This is a genomic window from Microbacterium sp. UBA7513, from assembly GCF_002478345.1.
Lineage (GTDB): Bacteria > Actinomycetota > Actinomycetes > Actinomycetales > Microbacteriaceae > Microbacterium.
Genome location: NZ_DLNJ01000006.1, coordinates 38,918 through 61,269 on the forward strand (window position 1 = coordinate 38,918; position 22,352 = coordinate 61,269).

Annotated in this window: 26 protein-coding genes; 8 read left to right on the top strand and 18 right to left on the bottom strand. The window is 69.8% G+C overall.

Annotation, left to right across the window (positions count from 1 at the left end):
- Positions 1–11: 11 nt before the first annotated feature.
- The 4 genes from B2W79_RS02430 to cmtR are packed head-to-tail and all read right to left on the bottom strand — an operon-like array spanning position 12 to position 3,419.
- Positions 12–542, bottom strand: a complete 531-nt coding sequence (locus tag B2W79_RS02430; RefSeq protein ID WP_036297873.1) for a signal peptidase II — start codon at positions 540–542, stop codon at positions 12–14.
- Positions 539–1,147 carry a cadmium resistance transporter gene (locus B2W79_RS02435; RefSeq protein ID WP_036297875.1) on the bottom strand — a complete coding sequence of 203 codons (609 nt, stop codon included), beginning with the start codon at positions 1,145–1,147 and terminating at the stop codon, positions 539–541. The genes B2W79_RS02430 and B2W79_RS02435 overlap by 4 nt, the downstream gene beginning before the upstream one ends.
- A complete protein-coding gene (locus B2W79_RS02440) occupies positions 1,147–3,063 on the bottom strand; it encodes a heavy metal translocating P-type ATPase (RefSeq protein WP_374206603.1) in 1,917 nt (638 codons plus the stop codon). Before B2W79_RS02440 ends, B2W79_RS02435 begins: the two co-directional genes overlap by 1 nt.
- On the bottom strand, positions 3,060–3,419 hold the full coding sequence (cmtR, locus tag B2W79_RS02445; RefSeq protein WP_036297877.1) for a Cd(II)/Pb(II)-sensing metalloregulatory transcriptional regulator CmtR: 360 nt from the start codon (positions 3,417–3,419) through the stop codon (positions 3,060–3,062). Before cmtR ends, B2W79_RS02440 begins: the two co-directional genes overlap by 4 nt.
- Positions 3,420–3,750: 331 nt before the next feature.
- Between cmtR and B2W79_RS02450 the strand changes: the two genes are divergently transcribed.
- Positions 3,751–4,524: a hypothetical protein gene (locus tag B2W79_RS02450; RefSeq protein ID WP_292786655.1), complete on the top strand. Its 774-nt coding sequence runs from the start codon at positions 3,751–3,753 to the stop codon at positions 4,522–4,524.
- 322 nt (positions 4,525–4,846) lie between these two features.
- Positions 4,847–5,230 (top strand): hypothetical protein, encoded by a 384-nt coding sequence (locus B2W79_RS02455; protein ID WP_292786657.1) that lies wholly within the window; start codon positions 4,847–4,849, stop codon positions 5,228–5,230.
- Between the two features lie 254 nt (positions 5,231–5,484).
- Here the strand turns inward: B2W79_RS02455 and B2W79_RS02460 are convergent, their stop codons facing one another.
- Positions 5,485–7,155, bottom strand: coding sequence for a hypothetical protein (locus B2W79_RS02460; RefSeq protein ID WP_292786660.1), 1,671 nt, complete (start codon positions 7,153–7,155; stop codon positions 5,485–5,487).
- 102 nt (positions 7,156–7,257) lie between these two features.
- A complete protein-coding gene (locus tag B2W79_RS02465) occupies positions 7,258–8,322 on the bottom strand; it encodes a hypothetical protein (RefSeq protein WP_292786663.1) in 1,065 nt (354 codons plus the stop codon).
- A 516-nt stretch (positions 8,323–8,838) separates the two neighbouring features.
- On the opposite strand from B2W79_RS02465, the gene dnaB reads away from it, so the two are divergent.
- Positions 8,839–10,212, top strand: coding sequence for a replicative DNA helicase (dnaB, locus tag B2W79_RS02470; RefSeq protein WP_025102810.1), 1,374 nt, complete (start codon positions 8,839–8,841; stop codon positions 10,210–10,212).
- Between the two features lie 9 nt (positions 10,213–10,221).
- On the opposite strand, the gene B2W79_RS02475 is transcribed toward dnaB, so the two are convergent.
- A complete protein-coding gene (locus tag B2W79_RS02475; RefSeq protein WP_143049295.1) occupies positions 10,222–10,854 on the bottom strand; it encodes a winged helix-turn-helix transcriptional regulator in 633 nt (210 codons plus the stop codon).
- A 91-nt stretch (positions 10,855–10,945) separates the two neighbouring features.
- Between B2W79_RS02475 and B2W79_RS02480 the strand changes: the two genes are divergently transcribed.
- Positions 10,946–11,422, top strand: a complete 477-nt coding sequence (locus B2W79_RS02480) for a hypothetical protein (RefSeq protein ID WP_292786666.1) — start codon at positions 10,946–10,948, stop codon at positions 11,420–11,422.
- Here B2W79_RS02480 and B2W79_RS02485 read toward each other — a convergent pair.
- Positions 11,419–12,024 (bottom strand): TetR/AcrR family transcriptional regulator, encoded by a 606-nt coding sequence (locus tag B2W79_RS02485; protein ID WP_292786669.1) that lies wholly within the window; start codon positions 12,022–12,024, stop codon positions 11,419–11,421. The two genes, B2W79_RS02480 and B2W79_RS02485, sit on opposite strands and share 4 nt — an antisense overlap.
- A 32-nt stretch (positions 12,025–12,056) precedes the next feature.
- Between B2W79_RS02485 and B2W79_RS02490 the strand changes: the two genes are divergently transcribed.
- Positions 12,057–13,049 (top strand): DMT family transporter, encoded by a 993-nt coding sequence (locus B2W79_RS02490; protein ID WP_292786672.1) that lies wholly within the window; start codon positions 12,057–12,059, stop codon positions 13,047–13,049.
- On the opposite strand, the gene B2W79_RS02495 is transcribed toward B2W79_RS02490, so the two are convergent.
- The 6 genes from B2W79_RS02495 to B2W79_RS02520 form a co-directional block, all read right to left on the bottom strand.
- A complete protein-coding gene (locus B2W79_RS02495) occupies positions 12,989–13,216 on the bottom strand; it encodes an RNA-binding S4 domain-containing protein (protein WP_025102805.1) in 228 nt (75 codons plus the stop codon). The genes B2W79_RS02490 and B2W79_RS02495 overlap by 61 nt on opposite strands.
- Before the next feature lie 28 nt (positions 13,217–13,244).
- Complete coding sequence (locus B2W79_RS02500) at positions 13,245–14,147, bottom strand: hypothetical protein (protein WP_292786677.1); 903 nt, start codon at positions 14,145–14,147, stop codon at positions 13,245–13,247.
- Between the two features lie 170 nt (positions 14,148–14,317).
- The gene (locus B2W79_RS02505) at positions 14,318–15,643 is read right to left on the bottom strand and encodes a sensor histidine kinase (RefSeq protein ID WP_292786680.1); all 1,326 of its coding nucleotides are present in this window, start codon (positions 15,641–15,643) and stop codon (positions 14,318–14,320) included.
- Positions 15,636–16,313 carry a response regulator transcription factor gene (locus tag B2W79_RS02510; protein ID WP_292786683.1) on the bottom strand — a complete coding sequence of 226 codons (678 nt, stop codon included), beginning with the start codon at positions 16,311–16,313 and terminating at the stop codon, positions 15,636–15,638. Before B2W79_RS02510 ends, B2W79_RS02505 begins: the two co-directional genes overlap by 8 nt.
- A gap of 120 nt (positions 16,314–16,433) precedes the next feature.
- Positions 16,434–16,991, bottom strand: coding sequence for a putative immunity protein (locus tag B2W79_RS02515; protein ID WP_292786686.1), 558 nt, complete (start codon positions 16,989–16,991; stop codon positions 16,434–16,436).
- Positions 16,992–16,996: 5 nt separating this feature from the next.
- The gene (locus B2W79_RS02520; protein ID WP_292786689.1) at positions 16,997–17,455 is read right to left on the bottom strand and encodes a DUF6194 family protein; all 459 of its coding nucleotides are present in this window, start codon (positions 17,453–17,455) and stop codon (positions 16,997–16,999) included.
- A 61-nt stretch (positions 17,456–17,516) separates the two neighbouring features.
- Here B2W79_RS02520 and B2W79_RS02525 point away from each other — a divergent pair, with 61 nt between their 5' ends.
- The gene (locus tag B2W79_RS02525; protein ID WP_292786692.1) at positions 17,517–18,317 is read left to right on the top strand and encodes a MerR family transcriptional regulator; all 801 of its coding nucleotides are present in this window, start codon (positions 17,517–17,519) and stop codon (positions 18,315–18,317) included.
- Here the strand turns inward: B2W79_RS02525 and B2W79_RS02530 are convergent.
- The gene (locus tag B2W79_RS02530) at positions 18,250–18,999 is read right to left on the bottom strand and encodes a DeoR/GlpR family DNA-binding transcription regulator (protein WP_292786695.1); all 750 of its coding nucleotides are present in this window, start codon (positions 18,997–18,999) and stop codon (positions 18,250–18,252) included. The genes B2W79_RS02525 and B2W79_RS02530 overlap by 68 nt on opposite strands.
- 54 nt (positions 19,000–19,053) lie before the next feature.
- On the opposite strand from B2W79_RS02530, the gene B2W79_RS02535 reads away from it, so the two are divergent.
- Positions 19,054–19,419, top strand: coding sequence for a DUF4406 domain-containing protein (locus B2W79_RS02535; RefSeq protein WP_292786698.1), 366 nt, complete (start codon positions 19,054–19,056; stop codon positions 19,417–19,419).
- Between the two features lie 9 nt (positions 19,420–19,428).
- On the top strand, positions 19,429–19,605 hold the full coding sequence (locus tag B2W79_RS02540) for a hypothetical protein (protein ID WP_177173840.1): 177 nt from the start codon (positions 19,429–19,431) through the stop codon (positions 19,603–19,605).
- 70 nt (positions 19,606–19,675) lie between these two features.
- On the opposite strand, the gene B2W79_RS02545 is transcribed toward B2W79_RS02540, so the two are convergent.
- From B2W79_RS02545 to B2W79_RS02555, 3 genes are all read right to left on the bottom strand, one after another.
- Positions 19,676–21,040, bottom strand: a complete 1,365-nt coding sequence (locus B2W79_RS02545) for an LLM class flavin-dependent oxidoreductase (RefSeq protein ID WP_292786703.1) — start codon at positions 21,038–21,040, stop codon at positions 19,676–19,678.
- Between the two features lie 74 nt (positions 21,041–21,114).
- On the bottom strand, positions 21,115–21,822 hold the full coding sequence (gene pnuC / locus B2W79_RS02550) for a nicotinamide riboside transporter PnuC (RefSeq protein WP_071329390.1): 708 nt from the start codon (positions 21,820–21,822) through the stop codon (positions 21,115–21,117).
- A gap of 2 nt (positions 21,823–21,824) precedes the next feature.
- Positions 21,825–22,352: a GNAT family N-acetyltransferase gene (locus B2W79_RS02555; protein ID WP_143049294.1), complete on the bottom strand. Its 528-nt coding sequence runs from the start codon at positions 22,350–22,352 to the stop codon at positions 21,825–21,827.

A 22,352-nucleotide genomic window follows, 5' to 3' on the forward strand; every position in this document is an offset into this window, starting at 1 on the left:
GGTTGGCCCTCTCAGTTCTCGGTGCCGCGGAGCATCAGGAGCGCTCCGGCAATCGTAGCGGTGACGATCACGATGTCGGCGAGGTTCCCGATGAACCAGTTGCCGTAGGCGAGGAAGTCGACGACGTGCCCCCGGGCGAATCCTGGTTGGCGGAAAAGCCGGTCGCCGGCGTGCGAAGCAGCGGCCCCGCCGAGCGCACCGATCACGATCGCCCACCCGGGGCGTCGGACCCGGAACGCGAACACGATCGCGGTGGCCGTGGCCGCGACGGCGATGAGAGCGAACACCCAGGTGAAGCTCTCCCCGAAGGAGAACGCCGCGCCGGGGTTGTACGCGAGCTGCAGGCCCAACAGGTCGCCGATCAGCGGGATGCGCTCGTGCTCCGACAGGGTGGCCTCGGCCCACACTTTCGTTCCCTGATCGATCACGACGACGACCACGGCGATCAGAAGCGCCCAGGCAGTGAGCCGCCAGCGTCCTCTCTGCGGACGCTCTCCCGACGCCGATGCCGACTCAACGTCGGTATTCGTGTCCGGGGTCATGCGAGGGCCTCGAAGAGACGGACGATAACGCCGGATTCAATGAGGATGAACAGGCCCAGGCCGATGAACACGACGGGGACGAGCCAGTGCTCGACACGTTCGAGCGTTTCGGTGACGGCCTTGTGGGTGCCGATCAGTCGCCCGGCAGCGCACCAGACGGCGACGAGGATCAGGAACACGACGATCATGACCGCGACGTCGCCGGGCGAGCTGGTGCGGAAGATCGGCGTGTAGAGGGAGATGTTGTCGGCCCCGTTGGCGATCGTGATCCCGGCGACCCCCCATAGTCCGACCGCGGTGATCTTGGAGTCGTCATCATCGTCGTCGCCGTTACGGCGCAGGCCGCGAATGAGCGTCCAGATGCCGATGCCGAGCGGGATCAGACCCAGGAAGCCGACCCATTCGTCCGGGACGATCGTGAGACCGAGCGCGGCGATCACGCTGATCACGACGAGTGTGATGAACCCGAGGTACTGGCCTGCGACGATCTGCCACGGTCGCGGCTTTCCCCGGCTGGAGGCGAGGAACAGCACGGTGAGCACGACGATGTCGTCGATGTTGGTCGCCGCGAACAGGCCGATCGCCGACCCGATGGTTGCGAGCATCAGCTTTCCATTCGTGGTGTGCGGGTGCGTGCGGCGCGCAGGCCGTTGAGGATCACGATGACCTCCGCGACCTCGTGGACCAGGACGACAGCCGCGAGCCCCAGGACCCCGAAGAGCGCGAGCGGGAGCAGTGCGGTGATGATCAGCAGGGACAGGATGATGTTCTGGTTGATGATCCGCCGGCCCCGCCGCGCGTGATCGAACGCCCGCGGGATGAGCCGCAGATCATGACCCGTGAAGGCCACGTCCGCAGACTCGATCGCCGCATCGGAGCCGGTCGCTCCCATCGCGATGCCGATGTCCGCGGACGCCAGGGCCGGGGCGTCGTTGATGCCGTCACCGATCATCGCGACCGATCCCGCCTTCGACAACTCGCCGATCGCGGTCGCCTTGTCCTCAGGGCGCAGCTCCGCGCGCACATCAGCGATCCCGGCCTGCGCAGCCAGCGCACGAGCGGTGCGGGCGTTGTCCCCGGTGAGCATCGTCATGCCGACGCCCTGATCCGCAAGCGTGCGGACCACCTCGGGGACTTCCGGACGCAGCTCGTCGCGGACGCCGATCGCCGCGACCGGTGCCTCGTCGCGGTGCACGATCACGACAGTCATGCCCTGCTCCTCAAGCCCTGCAACCCGGTCGCCGAGCTCGCCGGCGTCGAGCCAGCGGGGGCTGCCGACCGTGATACGAGCGCCATCGACGGTGCCGTCGATGCCGTGCCCGGCCTGCTCGGTCACATCCGCGGCCACGGGAACACCCGGGGCTGCAGCGGTGATCGCCGCCGCAAGGGGATGCGTGCTGTGCTGCTCCAGAGCCGCCGCCCAAGCCAGCGCCTGCTCCTCGGCAATGCCGTTCGCAGTGAGGACCGCGGTGACCGCGGGCTCGTTACGGGTCAGGGTGCCGGTCTTGTCGACCGCGACGTGCCGGACCGTGCCGAAGCGCTCGAAGACCGCGCCGGACTTGATGATCACGCCGAACTTGCTCGCCGCGCCGATCGCGGCAACGACCGTCAACGGCACCGAGATCGCCAGCGCGCACGGAGAGGCCGCTACCAGCACGACGAGCGCACGAGTGATCCATACCTCCGGGTCGCCCAGCAGTGACCCAATGATCGCGACGAGCGCTGCGAGAATCAGCACACCGGGTACGAGCGGGCGGGCGATCCGGTCCGCGAGACGCGCACGCTCGCCCTTCTCCGTCTGCGCTTTCTCGACCAACTCCACGATCGTCGTAAGCGAGTTATCGGTACCGGCCGCGGTCGCCTCGACCTCCAGCACGCCGGAGCTGTTAATCGCGCCGGCCGACACCGCGTCCCCGGGCTCGATCTCGACGGGGATCGACTCCCCGGTGATCGCCGAGGTGTCCAGGCTTGAGCGGCCAGAGCGGACGATCCCGTCGGTTGCGATCCGTTCGCCCGGGCGGACCACCATGACCTGGCCGACCGTCAACTCCCTCGCCGGCACCTGCGCAGAGACGCCGCTCTGCAGCACGGTCGCCGTCTCCGGCACGAGCTTCAGCAGCGCCCGCAGGCCGCCACGGGCACGGTCCATCGCCTTGTCCTCAAGCGCCTCAGCAATCGAGTACAAGAACGCCAGAGCAGCGGCCTCCTCCACATAGCCGAGGATGACCGCGCCGATCGCGCTGATCGTCATCAGCAGCCCGATCCCGAGCTTGCCCTTGAACAGCTTCCGAATCGCGCCAGGAGTGAACGTCGACGCGCCCAGCAGCAGGCCGATCCAGAACAGTACGAGCGCCGGGATCTCGAGCCCGGACCATTCAAGGATCAGACCAGCCAGGAACGCGACACCGGAGAAGACCGGCACCATGATCCCACGGTCCCTCCACCAGGGCCGCTCCACCTCTTCGGTCTCATCCTCCGCCGCAGTGGCAGGCTCGTGCTCGCAGCTACACGCCGCGCTCACGCGTCCGCCCCTGTACCGCAGCAGCCCGGCACCGTGCACGACGAGTCCACACACGGCGCGTGCTCATCGACCGCCAGCGTCACATCCACGAGCGCGACGAGCGCAGCCGCAAGATGCGGGTCAGCGATCTCGTAGCGCGTCTGGCGACCCTCAGGCTCGGCGACCACGATCCCGCAGTCACGCAGGCACGTCAGGTGGTTCGAGACGTTCGAGCGGGTCAGCTCCAGCTCGCGCGAGAGCACGGCTGGATAGCTCGGGGCGTTCAGCAGAGTCATCAAGATCCGGGAGCGCGTCGGGTCCGCCATGGCCCGGCCGAGCCGGTTCATGACGTCGAGGCGCGAAGCAATAGTCAGCATGTACTGAACTATACAGCAAGCGCTGATCAATCATTGGTGATCAGTTCCCCACCATTCATTGGGAGAAGAGTCGGAAGCCGCTGAATACGCAACTCAACAACAGTCGGCGCTACCAGTAAAAGGTCTCTGGCTTTGATCTCTCGTCGGTCGGGAGCGATCTCGCCGCGTCCGCGGCGCAGGCGTTCGCCAGCGGATGGTCGGATGCTCTACGCTTCCTCGCGTTCACGAGCACTGGGCTGGCCGGCGGGGTGGATGCGGCATTGGCTGACTTCCTGGCGGGGGAACAGGCTCACCTCGACGTGCTCACGATTTCGATCGGAGCGCTGGAGAAGTGAGCGCGCATTGGACGGACCGTGACCCTGGCGTCGGAGACATCGCGGCGTGCGTCGCCGCTGCAGCGTGGGCCGATGAGCAGTTGGTTGAACTCGCGAATGCGCAGGACACCGTGTCGTCGATCCGGAATGATCTCGACGGGGCGTGGATCGGGCGCGCTGCGGACGCGTTCCGGGCACGACTCGAAGAGTTTCGCGCCTGTCTCGAGGAGTCGACTGAGGCGATCGCCACCGCGCGGAAAGCGATCATCGCGTATGGGGATGCCGTAACGGAGATCGCCCGGCGGGCCGCACCTCTGACGGACGAGCTTGCAGTTGCGCAGGCAGCCGTGCACGGAGTGATCAACGACGTGTCCTTCGGCGGCCACCCAGGGAGCCGTATCGATGCCGAGCAGCAAGCCCTCATAGCGGTTAGCACAGCCGCAACAGCGTTGAAGAAACTTGCGGTTGACCGTGCCGCCGCTGACGAAGACCTCGCGGTTTCGCTTGCGACAGCTGCGTCGGCCGGGTGGGGCGACTTGGACTGCACAATCGATCTGGTCACCGGGACTCGGAGGGATGCCATGAATGCGCGGGTGATGGACCTGTTCGAGCATTTTCGAACAGGTGACGAGCGCGGAGCCGTGCTCACCGATCGCGACATCTTCGTGCAGGCTCTCAAACGCAGTGCCCACATTGCTGCAACGAGGGAGCAAGTACTCGCGGACTTGCGAGATGGCACGCTAGTTCCCGGCGGAGCGTTGACGGGATCAATGCGGTGTCCAGCACGTTGATGGGCACAGTCCCTGATGCCGTTCTCGGCGCACAGAACCTGCCCGAATCATTCCTCGGCTCCTACCGCGTTCAAGTCCGAGCCGGCGAACTCCGACCGGATGGTGGCGTGGAAGTGACGTATGTGATCAACAACGATACGTCCATCGACTCCGCCACCCGCATTCCCGGAACAGGCGGGGCTCACATCCCTGGGCTATACGGCGCTATGTCAGAAGCGAATGCGAAGGATGGCGAGTGGGCCACACATCACCAAACCATCGTCTGGACCGAAATGGTGTACCCATGAATTCGGGCTCCTCCGCCCGCCGACGCCTGGCAGGGGTGAGTGTCATCATTGCCGCAGTCATTTCTCTCACCGGGTGTGTGGGGCCGGAGGTCACATCTCCGGTCGGTGAGTGGGTCGCTGTCGATGACGATCACGGCACGTTATCGATTCGTCCTGACGGCACCTTCACCATCACCGGCGCGTCATACAACCCCCTCGAAGACAGGGACGCTGACAACGACTTCAACGCCGCTGGGGCCTGGCGCATCGTGCGCGACAACAATGATCTCCTTCTGGACTTTGAAGAAGCCTCGGATGGGGAGTGGAGTGTCGAGCCGAGCGGGATCGTCGTTCCGTTCCGCTCTGGCGCCATCCGCTTCCATGACCCGGATGACGTCCTGGGTATCGAGTATCGACTCGTGGAGGAGAAGCCGGACTAGACGGACGTAGGTGCCGGGCGGGTAGAGGCTGCCATCTCGTTTCCCACGAGGACGACGTGACGAAGCTGCGCCTCGTCGAACGGGCGCACGGATGCCCCGCGGTGGGGGGACCACGGGGCATCCGCCGTTTGCGCGGCGGTCACGCTCGGCAGAGGAAGCGCAGCGAGGGCTGCACCGCACGGGCGGACGCTGCCGCGCACCGGCGGGGGCGAGTCTCCTCCCCCGAGGACATCGCCACCGCCGGGGCTCAGCGCCTACGCCGTGCGACGGCGCAGCAGGCCCGCACCTCCCAGCAGCAGGAGAGCGGCGAGGGCCCACAGCCACGGGGCCGAGGCGCCACCGGTCATCGCGAGGCCGGTGGCCTCACCCGTCGCGGCGGCACCCGCAGCCCACGGCATGCTGGTCATGCCCGCTCCGGTGCTCGGCGTCGTTCCCGGGTTCACTCCGGGGTCGGTGCCGGGGTTGGTGCCGGGGTTCGTGCCCGGGTCCGTGCCCGGGTCCGTGCCGGGGTTCGTGCCGGGGTTCGTGCCGGGATCGATCACCGTGCTCTCACCGACGACGGAGATCGCATTCCCGCCGATCGTGATGGGCAGCGTCACCGGGAGCTCCAGCTGAGTCCCGCCGAGGACGCTGTCGTCGCCGCCGGTGGTGCTGCCTCCGGTCGCGGGTGCGGTCGGGAACGTGGTGCCGCCGGTGGTGCCGGTGACGGTGGCGTCGTCGGTGACGGAGATGGCGTTGCCGGTGACGCCGATGGGGGCGGTCACGGGTGCGACCACCTGGGTGCCTCCGAGGATGCTGTCGTCACCGCCGGTGGTGCTCCCGCCGGCCGCGGGTGCGGTCGGGGCTGCGGTGCCGCCGGAGGTGCCGGAGGCTTCGCTGTCGCCGAGGAGCGAGATGGCGTTGCCGCCGACCGTGACCGGGGCCGTCACCGGTGCGACGACCTGGGTGCCGCTCGCGGTGCCGTCCTCGCCCGAAGTGCTCGACCCGATCGCGGGTGCAGCCGGTGCCGCAGTACCGCCGGTGGTGCCGGTGGCTTCGCTGTCGCCGAGGAGCGAGATGGCGTTGCCGCCGACGGTGACAGGCGCCGTCACGGGTGCCACGGCCTGCGTGCCTCCGAGGATGCTGTCCTCACCGCCGGTGGTGCTCCCGCCGGCCGCGGGTGCGGTCGGGGACATGCCGCCGGAGGTGCCGGAGGCTTCGCTGTCGCCGAGGAGCGAGATGGCGTTGCCGCCGACCGTGACCGGGGCCGTCACCGGTGCGACGACCTGGGTGCCGCTCGCGGTGCCGTCCTCGCCCGAGGTGCTCGACCCGATCGCCGCGGCAGGCGCCGGTGCTGCGGCGCTCTCTCCCTCAGCGGCCGACTCGGAATCACCGAGCAGCGAGATGGCGTTGTCGGACACGGTCACCGGGGCGTTGACCGCCACGAGAGCCTGCGTGCCCGAGAGGACACCATCCAGGCCGTCCGTGTCGAGGGAAAGCACCCCGGCCGCGTCAGGGGCCTGGGGAGCCGCGCTCTGGGGAGGAGCGGCGGCCGGGGTGCTGGTCGTGGAGTCTTCGGTAAGACTGATGGCGTTGTCCGTCACCGTGACGGGAAGGTGAACCGTCACCACGGCTTGGGTGCCGGATGCCGTGCCCTCCTCGCCGCTCGTCTGCGGAGCGGGAGCGGGCGCCGGGGCGGGAGCCGGAGCCGGTGCCGGAGCAGGGGCCGGGGCCGGGGCAGGCGCCGTGGATGCCGCGTCGCCGAGCACGGAGATCGCGTTGTCGACGACCGTGATCGGGGCGGTGATGGGTGCTACGGCCTGGGTGCCGGAGAGCAAGCCGTCGTCTCCGGATGTCTCGGCCGCATTGGCGGCCGTCGCGCCGAGCAGGGTGATCCCGCCGGCGATGAGCGTGCCCCAGAGGACGCGCTTCGCGTAGGTACGCATGATGGTTCTCCTGACGTGACTGGTCTGTCTGATGGGATGCACGCGAGGAAGTGCGCGCGCAGCACGGCATCTGTCATCCGGGTGGGATGACGTGACAGTCCGTCAGTCGGGAGAGACGTCGGTGTCGGCGACGGGGGCGCCCGGAAGGGCGTCGTCCCGTGCGCCGGCGGCCCGCTCCCAGGCACGGAGCGGGGTCGCGCCGGTCTCGCTGAGGCGAGCGGGGGCGCTGGTGGAACCTCCGGCCGAGGCGGCGGAGGAAGACGTGGGGGTGGCCGGAGCGACCGGAGGAGCACCGAACGGCACCGGAGCGGTGTCACCGGCACCGGTGTCCGAGGAGTCGGGCGCGGAGAGCGCGGCCGCGACGGGGGCCAAGGTACTCAGCACAGAGTCCTGTCCTGTGCTCGGCGACGCCGACGGGGCGGGCGCAGCCTCGGCAAGCGCGGCGATGTCCTCGCGCACAGGGGGGACGCCCGAGGGGACGGAGCCCTCCGGGGTCTGCGGTGCGGCCGGCTCTTGTGGCGTGAGCGCCTCGACGACCGGCGGAACGGTCTCTTCGACGACGCCGCCGATCAGGCCGGTCGTGCCATCGACGATGCCGACGACGTTATCGACCAGGTCGATGGCGCCGGAGTCGACGACGATCCCGCCGACCAGCGGAAGGCCGCCGACGAGGTCGAGCACGGGCGCGGTGATCTGCGAGACCGGTGCAGAGCCGAGCGCGTCGGTGACGGGCTCGGTGACCGTCTCGGTGGTCTCGGCGACCGCCTGCAGTACAGGAGCCGCGGTGTCTCCGACGACCGGGATCTTCGTCACCGTCTCGGTCACCGTCTCGACGACGGCGGGAGCTGCCTCCTGGACGGGAGCGACGGTGTGAGTCACGACCGGAGCGACGACCTCGTGCACCACGGGCGCGACGACCTCCTGGACCACCGGCGTCGCCACCTGGTTCACCACCGGAGCCACGACGTTGTTCACGACCGGCTTCGTCACGGCGGTGACGGTCTCGGACACGACAGAGGTGAGGCCGTCGAGCGGACCCTTCGGCTGCTCGTCCGCGTGCGCGGAGCCGCCGCCGGTGAGGACGGTCAGGGCCGCCCAGGCGAGCGCGCCGATTCCACCCCAGAGGACGGCGTGGGGTACGCCGCGTCGGGCGGTCCGAGCGTCCACGTCGTCCTCCCCCTCCGAAGGTCCACGGGTGTGTCGATGGGAGGCACAATACTCGCGGACCCCCTCTCTGTCCAGGGGTGTTTACATCCGATTCGTCTCGTGTCAGATCGTGACGCGCCCGGCGGATTTCCGGCTTGACTTTCCCCAGGTTCTACACATGGCCCCTCCCAAGGGGAAACCTTCAACGCGCAATTTAAACTCGTTTTCATCCACAGGGTGGGGAAACGATAAAACCCCGTTCAGATGCGATAAAAAAGTCCGGTGCTCACACCGTCCACCGGGTTATCCACACCCGTTCTGCACAGACACTCCGAGATTCTCCGCACGCTCTCCACATGGTTATCCACAGGCCGTGTTGCACCGTGTGGAGACCGCTCATAGCGTGGTCGAGCGACCGAATGTCGGGGGCACCTGCTTGTCTGGGGATGGCCGCCGCGCGGCCGCGGTCCCCCGCACCGGCATCCGCGGATGCGCGCGCGGGGCCCGCCTCAGAACCGTCGCATCGAAGGGAACACAGTGTCGATCGCCGACATCTCCGAGGAGCGCCTGGGAGGGCAGCGTCCGCCCGAGCGCACCCCTCCGCACGACCTCCTCGCCGAGCAGAGCGCTCTGGGCGGCATGCTCCTGTCGAAGGACGCGGTCGCCGATGTGATCGAGACGCTCAAGGGCGCCGACTTCTACATCCCCAAGCACGAGCTCATCTTCGAGGCGATCCTCTCGCTGTACTCCCACGGTGAGCCGACCGACGTCGTCGCGGTCACCGACGAGCTCATCAAGACGGGGGAGCTGAACAAGGCCGGCGGCGCCGACTACCTGCACACCCTCACGTCGATCGTCCCGACCGCGGCCAACGCCGGCTACTACGCCGGCATCGTCTCCGAGCGCGCGATCCTCCGCCGCCTCGTCGACGCCGGGACGCGGATCGTCCAGCTCGGCTACGACGGGCAGGGCGACGCGACCGACATCGTCAACAACGCGCAGGCCGAGATCTACTCGGTGACCGGCTCGGAGACGGCCGAGGACTACGTGCCGCTCACGGTCGCGGTCGACGCCGCGGTCGAGGAGATCGAGGCCGCCAACGGCCGCGACGGTTCCATGACCGGCATCCCCACCGGCTTCCGCGAGCTCGACGAGCTCACCAACGGCCTGCACGGCGGGCAGATGATCGTCGTCGCCGCGCGACCCGCGATGGGAAAGTCCACGCTCGCCCTCGACTTCGCCCGTGCGGCCTCGATCGGGCACGACTTCCCCTCGATCTTCTTCTCCCTCGAGATGGGCAAGAGCGAGATCGCGATGCGTCTGCTCAGCGCCGAGGGGGCGATCCCGCTGCAGAACATGCGCAAGGGAACGCTCGACCCGCGGGACTGGACGACGGTCGCCGCCACCCGCGGCCGCATCAACGACGCCCCGCTCTACATCGACGACAGCCCGAACATGACGCTCGTCGAGATCCGGGCGAAGTGCCGACGGCTGAAGCAGCGCGCCGGTCTGCGCATGGTCATCATCGACTACCTCCAGCTCATGACGTCGGGTAAGCGCGTCGAGTCCCGTCAGCAGGAGGTCTCGGAGTTCTCCCGAAGCCTCAAGCTCATCGCCAAGGAGCTGCAGGTGCCGGTCATCGCGTTGTCGCAGCTGAACCGTGGTCCCGAGCAGCGACAGGACAAGAAGCCCGCCATCAGCGACCTGCGAGAGTCCGGATCGATCGAGCAGGACGCCGACATGGTCATCCTGCTGCACCGCGACTCGGTCTACGACAAGGACGTCCGTCCCGGCGAGGCCGACCTCATCGTGGCCAAGCACCGTAACGGTCCGACCGCGACCATCACCGTCGCCTTCCAGGGGCACTACTCCCGGTTCGCCGACATGGCCCCGGGCGGCGACTTCAACTGATCCCCGGCGTCAGCGTCCTGCGTCGGACGTCGACTCCTCGCGAAGGCTGAGTCGGACGTGGCAGGAGTGCGCGCTCGTGAACGGGATCACGCGTTCGATCTCCACGGGGCCGCCCGCTCTCGCCAGCACCGACTTCATGAGTTCCTCGTGCACGCGGCAGACCAGGGTCTGGTCATCCGTCAGCAGCGTGTGGAAGCGACAGGGGGAGAGGTCGACGGTCATCGCCTTCTCGTCCATGTCCGGCTGCAGGCCCACATCGTCGAGGTGGTGGAACAGCGCGTCGAGCTGATGCGTCGCGGCCTCCGGGAGCCCGGATCGCGTCGCCGGGAGCACCGCGCGCATGAGGTCCCCGTGACGGATCGCCTCCTGGACCCGCCGTTCCTCGATCTCATTCGGCTCACTCGGCAGCACGGGGGAGAAGCGCAGCCGCGGTCTTCCGCGTCGACCGGTGTGCTCGACCTCGGACCGGGCGAGACCCTCACCCTCGAGCACGCGGAGGTGGTCGCGCAAAGTGTTCACGTGGAGGCCCATGCGGAGGGAGAGCTCGGCGAGGCCGATCCCCGGAGTGTCCATCAAGGCGGCGAGAACCCGCAGCCGGCTGCTCTGCATGAGTCCGCGATAGGCGTCGGTAGGACGTGGCATGTTACCCATTATCCCCTGAGCGCGGGTTGGGGGGCCGATTTCCACGGTCACCCGCCGAAGGGGGTGCGGACCGCCCGGTTAGCCTGAGGCCATGAGGGCTGGACGAATGGTGACCGCGCTGCGTCTGCTGCTGCCCGCTTTCCTGCTCGGAGCGATCGTCGCGATCTCGTTCCTGGAGGCGCCGCTGAAGTTCCTGGCTCCCGGGATCACGATCCCGCTGGGGCTCGGCATCGGTCGCCTCGTGTTCACCGCCCTCAACGTCCTCGCGGGGGCGGTGCTCCTCGTGCTGACGGCGGTCAGCATCCGCGCCAGGGCCGGACGTCCCTCGGCTCTGCTGCTCGGCGGGCTGTGGCTGGTGTTCCTCGTTGAGGTCATCGTCATCCGCCCGATCCTCAATCGGCGCAGCGACCTCGTCATCGCAGGGCAGGAGGCTCCGGGAACCGACGGCGCGCACTACGCCTACATCGTCGCGGACGTGACGATGGTGGTGCTGCTCGTGGCGTTCCTCGTGGTCACGGTGCGCGCGGTGCTGCCGCCGCGCGCGTCGTCACCGACGACCGGCGTCTAGGACGCGTCGGACGCAGCGGATTCCAGCAGTCGGCGCGCGCTGTCCCGAGCGGTCGCGAACGGCTCCGCGAAGGTCCCCATGCCGACGGTGACGATCGCGCCTTCATAGAGGAGCATGAGCGTCTCGGCGAGCCGGTCCGGGTCGTGGAACCCGGCCTCACCGCAGAGCTCAGCGAAGACCGCGAGCAGCCACTCCTTCTCGCGACGAGCCTCGGCGAGCACCAGCGGGGCGTCCCCGGGGCCGTCGATCTCGGCGCGCGCGTTGATGGCACTGCATCCCTTGGTGCTGTGGCCCGGCACCCAGGAGATGGCGGCATCGAAGATCGCGAGCACGCGGGCTGGCCCCGCCTCCGGGACTCGGGCGAGGTGGGCGGCGACGTGCTCGCGCCAGCGGGCGTCCCGGTGCTGGAGGTACGACACGACGAGCGCCTCCTTCGACCCGAACCGGTCGTACAAGGTCTTCTTCGTCACCCCGGCCGCAGCAGCGATGGTGTCGACCCCGACGGCGTGGATGCCGCGCTCGTAGAAGAGGTCAGAGGCGGCATCGAGCACGCGGCGCGCCCCGGGGGTCAGCGGCGGGAGCTCCGGCACGGCGGTCGACATGGGACGAGTATACCTACCTGTATAGTGACGGGATGAGTAAACAGATCGGTATACTCTCCCGGGTCGTGACCGCGGGTGCGGCGGTGGCTTTCGTCCTCACGTGGAGCTCGGGATTCCTCATCCCCGCGGTTGCCACCGCGGACGTCGACCCGCTGACGCTCTTGGTCTGGCGGTTCACGCCGCTCGCCGTCCTGCTCGTGATCCTTGTCGCGGTGTCCGGAGCGGCGAAGGGGATGACCGCGCGGGAACTCGGCATCCAGGCGGTCGTCGGCGCGCTCGCCCAGTTCGGCTACTGCGCTGCCGTGTACGCGGCCGTCGCCGCGGGGATCGCCACCGGCACCGTCGCGCTGATCGACGCGGTCCAGCCGCTGCTCGTCGCCGTGCTGGTCGGGCCGGTGCTGGGCCTCCGCGTGCGCGGCGCCCAGGTGGCGGGCCTGGTGATCGGGGCGGTCGGGGTGCTGCTCGTCGTGCAGTCGCAGTTCGGCGCCGGCTCCGCGCCGCTCGTCGCCTACCTGCTTCCGGCGGCGGCGATGGTCTGCCTCGTGATCGGCACGCTGGTGCAGCGACGGACGGCCGTGCGCACGGGGGTGCTGCTGACCCTGACCATCCACGTGAGCGTGACCGCCGTGCTGCTCCTCGTCATCGGCGCGCTCGCCGGGGCACTCGTGCCGCCGGCGCGACCCTCGTTCTGGATCGCCGTGGTCCTGACCGCCGTCTTCCCCACGCTCGGTGCCTATGGGCTGTACTGGTGGCTGCTGCGCCGGGTCGGCATCACCGCGCTGCAGGCCCTGCTCTTCCTCGTCGCCCCGGCGACCGCGATCGGCGGGGCGCTGCTGCTCGGTGAACCCCTCACCGCGATCACGCTCGGCGGGTTCGTGCTGTGCGGCGCCGGCGTGACCATGGTGCTCGTGAGCGAGGCGCGGAACCGCGGCCCGGAGGCGGCGCACGGCTCCGCGACGCCGGGTCAGGGCCGGACGCGGACCGCCCGGCCCTCGAAGGTCACCACATCGCCGTCGCGGAGCTGACGCCCGCGGCGCCGGTCCACCTCGCCGTTCACGGTGACGTAGCCGTCGATGATGACCTCTTTCGCGTCGCCGCCCGAGTCCAGCAGTCCCGCGAACTTGAGGAACTGCCCGAGGCGGATGACCTCGCCGCCGATGGAGACCTCGTCGATCGGATCGGAGTTCGTCATCCTTGCATGCTAGCCGTCAGGGCCGCGGTCACTCGTCGACGTCGGTGCCGACGACCGCGAACGAGGCGTCGAAGGAGATGTCGATCGAGCGGTTGTCCGTCGTGAGGACGGAGGCGTCGTAGGGGCTCACGTCGTCGGAGTCCACATCGAGGTCGGTGATCATCCCCTCGGCCTCCGCGAGGGCGGCGTCGACGAGAGTGCGGATGGTCTCCTCGTCGAGCGTGAGCGTCGGTCCCTTGTCGTCGTCGTCCGCGGTGTCGGTCGACACCACGGTCGCGGCGAGGTCGTCGTCCACGCGCACCTCGGTCTCGTCCCCGGCGGACGTGGTGAGCTGCACTTCCCACGTTCCGTCGCGCTTCGCGTCGATCGAGGTGACCTCGCCCTCGGCGGCGTCCTGGGCGGCGGCGGCGATTGCGAGGAGCTCGTCGACGTCGTCGGTGCCGATGCCGGTCACCGGGCCACGGTCGCCCCGGTCTTCACTCGGGCGGGCACCCCCGTCGCCGCGGTGGTCTCCGCGCGGGCCGTGGTCGCCCTCGTGCCGGGGGCCCTCCATGGCGGGGCGGTCGTCGTCGTCACCGAACTCGTCGCCGATCGCGGCACCCACCGCGACGCCACCGCCGGCGAGCAGCACCGCGGCCGCGATCCCGCCACCGATCAGGAGCGCGCGCTTACGTCCGGGCGTGGCGGGGGTCGCGGCGACCGGTGCCTCCGGGGCGGCGTTCGGGGCGGCGGCAGGGCCGGGGGTCGGCGCGACCGGCACCGTCGGGGCATCGGGGGTCGCGTCGGCGGCCGCGCCGTGGCCGGCGGGGGAGCCCGGTCCGACGTTCTGGTCCTGGCCTGCGCTCGGGCCGGCGGGTGCCGAGTTCTGACCCGCGGCGTCGTTCTCGTCCGGCGTGGGGTTCTGGTCGGGAGCAGGAGTCTTGTCGTTCATGTCTCGATGGTCTCCCGACGCCGCTGAAGCCACCCTGAAGCCTCCTGAAGCCCCGTTCAGGAACCGATATCTCGCGCACGACTTCGGACCTCGGGAACGACACGCCGCCGTGCGGCGGCCAGTACCGGGGTGTCGTCGGGGATCTCCGAAGCTGTGCCCGGCGCGGGGTGTCAGGAGAGAGGGCCGGCCAGGGGGAGGGTGACGGTGAAGCGGGCGCCGCCCCACCGGGACGTGTCCACCGTGATCGCGCCGTGGGCGGCGGTGGCGATGCCGTGAGCGATCGCGAGACCGAGCCCGCTGCCGCCAGCGTCGCGACTGCGGGCCTCATCGAGCCGGACGAAGCGCTCGAAGATGCGGTCCCTCTCCTCCGGCGGGATGCCGGCGCCGTCGTCTTCGACCGTGAGGACGACGTGCGCCGCCTGCGGCTCCACCCCGATCGCCACGCGACCGTTGCTGTGCCGCGCGGCGTTGTCGGCGAGGTTCCGCAGCAGCTGGCCCAGCAGCCGGGGGTCGCCGACGGTGCGGGCCGCACGGATTCCGGAGCCGTCGACGTCGAGCCCGGTGGCCCGCAGCCGACGCACCTCCGCGAGGGCCACGTCGTCCAGGTCCACCGGTTCGGTGCTCCCGGCGACACCCTCGTCGAGGCGGGCGAGGAGCAGCAGCGACTCCACGATGCCCTGCAGCCGCAACCCCTCCTCGGACACCACCTCGGCGAGCTCGTCGATGCTCGTCACCTCCGGGTGCGCCTGGGCGAGCTCCGCATGCTGACGGATCGTGGCCAGGGGAGAGCGGAGCTCGTGCGAGGCATCGGACACGAAGCGGCGCTGCGCGGTCGCCGCCGCGTCGAGCCGGTCGAGCATGCCGTTCATCGTCACGGCGAGGGAGTGGATCTCGTCCGCGGTGTCGGGGGCCGGCACCCGATGATCGAGGCGCTCGGCGGTGATGCCCTCGACCTCCTGGCGGATACGGGTGACTGGCCGCAGCGCGCGCCCCGTGACGAGCCAGGTCGTGACGGCCACGAGCAGCAGCAGCGCGGGGACGGCGATCACGAGGAGCGTCGCCACCGTCGACAGGGTCTCCGCGTCCTCGTCCATCGGCACCGCGAGGACGAGGGTCTGGTCGCCGTCGACGTCTTCCGACACCACGACCATCGGCTCGCCATCGATCCGGACGACCTGCGGATCGTCGTCGACGGGCAGCGGAGTGGCGCCGAGCGCATCGGCGGCCTCCTCGCTCGCCGCGCGCACCACTCCGTCGCGCCCGAGCAGCTGCACGAGGTCGTCGTCGAGCTGGTCGGGGCCGCGGCGTCCCGGGCCGTCGAATCGGCTGACGAGCTCCTCCAGCCGCTGCTCCGCCGCGCGTTCGGTGCTGCCGTGGATGCTCGCGCTCAGCACCCCGTAGAAGGAGAAGGCCCCGAGGAGCAGCGCGACAGCGACGACGAGGGTCGCGCCCAGGGTCGTCCGGCCGCGGACCGACCGCCAGAGCCGCCTAGCCACCGTTCGCCGCCAGCCGGTAGCCCGCCCCGCGGATGGTCTCGATCGCCTCGCGCCCGAACGGCTTGTCGACCTTGCGGCGGAGGTGGCCGATGTACACCTCGACGATGTTCGGGTCGCCGTCGAAGTCGTCGTCCCAGACGCCGGCCAGGAGGTCGCGCTTCGACAGCACCTGCCCGCGGTGGCGCATCAGATGCTCGAGCACCGCGAACTCGCGAGCTGTGAGGGAGATCGAGGTCTCACCGCGCCACACGTGGTGTCCGGCGGGGTCCAGCCGCAGGTCGCCGGCCTCCAGGATCGTCGGTCGGGCCACCGCACCGCGGCGCACGAGCGCCCGGAGCCGGGCCACGAGGATCGCGAACGAAAAGGGCTTGGTGACGTAGTCGTCGGCGCCGCTCTCCAGCGCCTCCACCTGATCCCATTCGCCGTCCTTGGCGGTGAGCATCAGCACGGGAGTCCAGTTCTCTTCGGCGCGCAGGGCCTCGCAGACCTTCCAACCGCTCATGCCGGGCATCATCAGGTCGAGCACGATGGCGTCGTACCGGGTCTCGCGGGCCCGCCAGAGGCCATCGACGCCATTGTGGGCGACGTCGACCGCGAAGCCCTCCGCCTCGAGTCCGCGGCGCACGCCCTCGGCCAGACGCACTTCGTCGTCCACCACCAGGATCCGCATCCCCCCAGTGTGGCCGGTCGACGCTGAATCGGGGCTGAAGCCGTCGGGCCGCTTTCGAATCGCGCACCTGGTTCCATCTGCGGCTCAGATACAGCCAGCTGCGCGATTCGAAGGAGGGTCCTAGCCGACGGCGGACGAGAGGTGCGCCTGGATCTCGCGGATCACCTCGCCCAGGGGGCCGGAGGAGAGGAGACCGGGGCCGAGGGGGCCGGCGGGGTCGGTACCCAGGGGCGGGAGGGTGCGCAGGGCTGCAGCGGCATCAGGGGAGAGCTGTGCGAGTTGCCACCGCACTTCCGCGGCGCGGGCGTCTGCAGCACGAGCGTCGGGAGCCTCCGGGTGTTTCAGCTCGACGGCCCATGCGGCGTAGGCGGCTGCCCCGAGAGCATGCGCTCCCATGTGCGCGACCCCGGCGGCCTGTGCCGCGGAGCGGGCGGCGGCTGTCCCGGCAGGGGTCACGGCGCTGCGGGCGGCCCTGCCCGCGACGAAGCGACGACGGATCTCGCCCGCAACCGTGAGCTCGCCCCGCGCGAAGGCGCGCGTCCTGGCGATGGCATCACGCGCACGGTCGTCGTCCGGGGCCTCGCTCTCGAACAGCGGCAGCACGCGCTCGGCGCAGTCGGCGGCCCACACCGCGACGATCCGACGGTCGGCCTCGGTCATGCCCTGCGGAGTCGACACGGGAGTCACCTCGCCCGTCGTCCGGTGCGCGCACGTGCAGCCTCGTGCGCCTCGCGGAGAAGGGCGAGCACGGCACCCTCCGTCGCCTCCGCGGGGTCGATCACGCACACCCAGCCGGCGGTGCCGTACAGCGGGTGAGGGCGGAGGACGTCGACCGCCGTCGGGTCGGTATCGCCGCCTGTGCGCGACCCCGCCGCGATGATCGACTCCGCGCGTTCGCGTCCGACGTGGATGTTCACCCGGAAGCGCCCTGGAGCGTCCAGCGCGGAGGACGTGTCGCCGGGGTAGTCCTTCGTGATGATCGTCCCGTACGGCTGCGTGCGCTCCGGCATCCGGCCGTCGGGGGCGTGGTAGAAGTACGCGTCTCCCCACGCCAGCTCGGGGAAGCCGCTGCCTCTTTCCGGGGCGACGACGAGGGCACCGTCGAACGTTCGGACCTCTGCGATGATCTCCTGCGTTTCCATCCTTCAATGCTGAGGCTGATGTGCTTATGTGGACTCAAGGGTCGGAAAGACGAGGAAGCACGTGCAGAACCCTCCAGAGCAGGTGATGACCACTGCGGCGCTCGGACGGCTGGTCGGCTACTCGACGCAGCAGGTGCGCGACCTCGAGCGCCTCGGTGTCCTCCCCTCCGCGGAGCGCGGTGCGAACGGGTACCGGCGGTATCGGATGCCGCATGCCCTGGCGCTGCGCGCCTATCGGGCGCTGGCGACGGCGCTCGGTCCGGTGCCCGCGCGTCGACTGATGCCCGCTCTCATCGACGGGTCGGTCGAGCACGCGGCGGAGCGGATCGACACCCTGCACGCGGACCTCGCCCTCGAGCGCTCACGGGTGCGCGCGGCCCTGCGCGGACTCGAGGACGCGGTGGCGGAGGCCGACGAGCCGTTCGTCGAGGACGATGCCATGGCCATCGGCGAACTGGCCCAGGCGCTCGGCGTCCGGTCCTCCGCACTGCGGCACTGGGAACGAGAAGGGCTCGTGCGCCCCCTTCGGCGTGCCGGATCGATCCGCTCCTACGACTCCGCCGCGATCACCGAGGCGCGGATCGCCGCCGCCCTGCGTTCGGGCGGCTACGGCATCCCCGCGGTCTCCCGGATCATCGACGAGGTGCGCGCGCACGGCGACACCGAGCAGGTGCAGCGCATCCTCGCGGAGCGGCTGGCCGACCTCACGCGCCGCAGCGTCGCGCTTCTCGCGGCGGCAGGACACCTGCACGCCCTGCTCGCGGAACGCCTCGCGGAGGAGGAGGGATCCTCCCTCACTCCCGCGCCGGGATCTGCGCCAGCACCTCCGGGATCAGCGGATTCTCGTCGAGCGGGTCGGTGATGACCGCGGCGACCGCCTCGAACGGCAGCACCGGGTAGCGCGAGGCGGCGCCGATCTTCTCGTCGCTCGCGAGCACGACCGTCGCGGCGCATCGGGAGGCGATCGCCCGCTTGGTGACGGCATCGTCGAGCTCTCCCGTCGTGAGACCGTGCCCCGGGTCGACGCCCGTGACGCCGACGAAGAACGTGTCGGCGGCGAGGTGCTGGATGGCCTCCATCGCGAGCCCTCCGCCGGCGACGAGGGAGTGCCGGGTGAGCTCGCCGCCGATCATGATGACGCGCGCGTCCGAGTGCTCGGCGGCGACGAGGGCGACGGCCGGGCTCGGGGTGATGACCGTGATGCCGGTGCCGGAGGGCAGCAGCCGTGCCATCGCGAGCGTGGTGGTGCCGGCATCCAGCACGATCGTCGATCCGGGAAGGATGGTCGTGACCGCCTGGCGGGCGACCCGTTCCTTGCTCTCGGTCGCGAGGTCGTGGCGCTCCCGCACCGGACGATCGGCCGCGGCGATGGGCAGCGCGCCGCCGTACACGCGCTGGAGCCTGCCTTCCTCGGCGAGTTCGCGGAGGTCGCGGCGGATGGCGTCTTCCGATACCCCGAGGTCATCGGCCGCAGCCTTCGCCACGACCCGTCCCTCGCGGGCGAGCACGTCGAGCAGGTGGTCTTTGCGCTGAGCAGCGAGCATACGTTTCCTCACGAAGTTGCACGTTTATGCACGATTCAGACTACAGTCATCCCCATGATGAAGCCACTCCTGATCCTGATCGCCGGCCCCTACCGTTCGGGCACGAACGGCGACCCTGCCCTGATCGCCCGCAATCTCGCGCGCCTGGAGGAGGCGTCCGGTCCGATCTTCCGCCTCGGCCACGTGCCGATGATCGGGGAGTGGGTCGCCTTGCCGGTCCTGCGCACGCTCGAGCCGGCCGACTCCGGCGAGGGCGACGTCATGTACGAGACCGCCCGCCGACTGCTCACGCACTGCGATGCGGTGCTCCGCCTGCCGGGGGAGTCGTCGGGCGCGGACCAGGACGTCGAGATCGCCCACGAGCTCGGGCTGCCCGTGTACCGGTCGCTGGAGGAGATCCCGGTCGCCGCGACTCCGTAGGCTGGAGGCATGACCAAGAACATCTGGACTGTCCTCGGCGTCATCCTCGCCGTCGTGATCGCGTGGTGGATCGTCAGCGCGCTGTTCTCGGTGCTCTGGTTCATCGCCAAGCTCGCCATCGTCGCGGTCGTCGCCGTGGTGGTCTTCCTCGTGCTGCGAGGGATCTTCAGCCGCGACGCCGACTGACCCGCCTTCGAATCGCTCACTTTGCGGCATAACGGCCGGTTTTGCAGCAAAGTGGGCGACTCGAACGGGGTCAGAGGCGGTACTGGGCGGCGCGATGCGTGGGCTGGACCCGGTCGCCGCGGCCGTGCAGCTTGTGACGGAGCGTGCCGGGCACATATTCCTCGGGGTAGGCGCCCCGCTCGCGCAGCACCGGGATGACGTGCTCGATGACGTCCTGCCACGTGCCGGGAGTGACCGCGTAGGCGAGGTTGAAGCCGTCGATGTCGGTCTCCTCGACCCAGGACTGCAGCTCGTCGGCGATCTCGACTCCCGAGCCGACGATCGTCGGGCCGAGCCCGCCGATCGCGTTGTGGCGACCGAAGTCGCCCACCGTCCACTCGCGCCCGAGGTCGGCCTCCTCCTTCAGATGCTGCAACACGGACTGGATCGCGTTCGACTCGACGTTCCCGACCGGCTCGTCCTCGGCGTACTGCGAGAGATCGACGCCCATCCACCCCGACATGAAGGTGAGCGCCCCCTCCGGGCTCGCGTAGGAGAGGTACTCGGCGTGCTTCGCGGCCGCCTCCTCGCTCGTCGCCGCCGTGATGACCGTCAGCAGCGTGTAGATGCGGGCGTCGTGCCGATCACGGCCCGCGGCCTCGAGAGCATCGCGGATGCGCTTCACGGTGCCGGCGAGCACTTCCTTCGAGGGGGCCGCGACGAAGATGGCCTCGGCGTTCTCGGCCGCGAACCGCACCCCGCGCGGGCTCGCGCCGGCCTGGTAGATCACGGGAGTCCGCTGCGGCGACGGTTCGGAGATGTGGATGCCGGGCACGGAGAAGCGCTTCCCCTCGTGCCGGATCGGATGCACCTTCGACGGGTCGGTGAAGATGCCGCGCTCGCGGTCCTCCACCACCGCGTCGTCCTCCCACGAGCCCTCCCAGAGCTTGTAGAGCACCTCGACGTACTCGTCCGCGTGGTCGTAGCGGTCGTCGTGGGCGAGCTGGTCGTCCTGGCCCATGTTGCGCGCGGCGCTGGGCAGATACCCGGTCACCACGTTCCAGCCGACGCGGCCCTGGGTGAGGTGGTCGAGCGTGCTGAGTCGTCGAGCGAACGGATAGGGGTGCTCGAACGCGGTGCCGGCCGTGACGCCGAAGCCGAGGTGCTCGGTCACCGCGGCCATCGCGCTGACCAGGAGGATCGGATCGTTCACCGGGACCTGGGCGCCGTTGCGGATGGCGGCCTCGTTCGTACCGCCGTAGACGTCGTAGGTGCCCAGGACGTCGGCGATGAAGATCCCGTCGAAGGTCGCGCTCTCCAGCAGCTTCGCCAGGTCGGTCCAGTACGACAGGGTGTTGTACTGCCGCGAGCGGTCGTCCGGATGCCGCCACAGGCCGGACGACTGGTGGGCGACGCAGTTCATGTCGAAGGCGTTGAAGCGGATCTGCCGGGTCATGCCCCCATGAAACGGGACCGGACGGGGCCGGGGCGAGCGGGCTCGACACGCACCGAAACAATCCGCGGCGCGGCTCAGGCGTCGTCCTCCGGACGGCGGGGACTCGGGTCGGGAGGGAGGATCTCGATCGGGCGCGCCGCTTGTCGCTGCGCTCGCCACCAGATCACGAACCCGACCGCGGTGAACACGCCGTAGAACACGTACATGAGGCCGGTCGCGTAGTAGCCGGAGCTGAACAGCAGTGGCACCCCCACCACGTCCACGGCGATCCAGATGAGCCAGAACTCGGTCCAGCCCTTCGCCATGCCGTACGTCGCCAGCAGTGACCCGACGAAGGTCCAGGCGTCCGCCCAGACCGGTTCCCACGAACCGAGCGCGCGGAACAGGGGGGTGAGCGCCACGGTTCCGACGACGAGGACCACGACCAGACCGATGCGGGCACCGGTCGGCGCCCACCGCGGCACGATGCGACCGCCGTCGGCATTCCGCCAGCGCATCCACCCGTAGATCGCGACGGCGATGAACATGATCTGCCGCCCGGCCTGACCGAGCAGATGCGGGAGCGACGGGTCGGGGCTCAGTGCGGAGCCGAGGAACACCGTGAGCAGCAGGAGGTTTCCGACGATGCCGACCGGCCACGCCCAGACCTTGCGCCGCATGCCCCCGAGGGCGCTCGCGAGTCCGAACGCGTTACCGACGACCTCACGCACCAGGAGGGTCTGCCCACCCGGAAGCACCCAGGACGAGGAGAAGGCGTCGACGAGCCACTGCAGGAAACCCATCGCTAGAGCGCCGCGTCGGGGGTGGGACGCTCGTCGAGCACGAGCTGCAGCATGCTGAGGTCGAGCCACCGGCCGAACTTCGCGCCGACCTGGGGCATGCGGCCCACCTCCCGGAATCCGAGGCGGTCGTGGAGGGCGAGGGAGGCGGTGTTGCCGCTCTCCACGCCGCCGATCATCACGTGCATCCCGGCTGCCCTGGCCCGGGCGATGAGCTCCGTCATGAGGAGCATGCCGATGCCGCGTCCGCGCTGATCGCCGCGCACGTAGACGGAGTGCTCCACGGTGAGGCGGTAGCCGCTGTGCGGGCGCCACTGGGCGTAGGACGCATAGCCCAGGACGCCGCTCTCGTCGGCGGCGACGATGACGGGACAGCCGCGCGCGGTCCGGTCGGCGAGCCACGCCTCCCGGTCGGCGCGATCCACGGCCTCCTCGTTCCAGATCGCGGTCGTGTGCAGGACGGCGTGGTTGTGGATCTCGGTGATCGTGTCGAGGTCGGCGCTCTCGGCGGGCCTGAGGTGCACGGCGGTCAT